Source organism: Xanthomonas pisi DSM 18956, assembly GCF_001010415.1.
Classification (GTDB): domain Bacteria; phylum Pseudomonadota; class Gammaproteobacteria; order Xanthomonadales; family Xanthomonadaceae; genus Xanthomonas; species Xanthomonas pisi.
This window is the reverse complement of sequence record NZ_JPLE01000292.1, coordinates 1-255: the sequence shown is the minus strand read 5'-3', so window position 1 is coordinate 255 and position 255 is coordinate 1. Positions and strand designations below refer to the sequence as shown.

Below are 255 nucleotides of genomic sequence, written 5' to 3'. Positions count from 1 at the left end.
GCCGCGTACCGTTCCAGGCAATCCCGTGTCGTTCTCCACGACCATCACAGATTCCACGCCGTCGACCGACATGGCACGAGCGCGAATGGCACCAAGCGATGCAATGCCCTGTTGGTAAAGACGCTTAACGCGAGCGGCCTTTAACGCTCCGTCGCCCATGTATTGCGTGCCTGGCACAGTCGTCGTTGCTGATGTTGAATACGTTCTTGACCATCCGATGACGTCATAACCTTGCACCACGGTAAACTCTTCGTC

The 255-nt window shown here is 56.5% G+C and carries 1 protein-coding gene; it reads right to left on the bottom strand.

Annotated elements, in window-relative coordinates:
* The coding region (locus Y887_RS21195) for a hypothetical protein (protein ID WP_211257033.1) at positions 1 to 255 on the bottom strand (255 nt) is incomplete at both ends.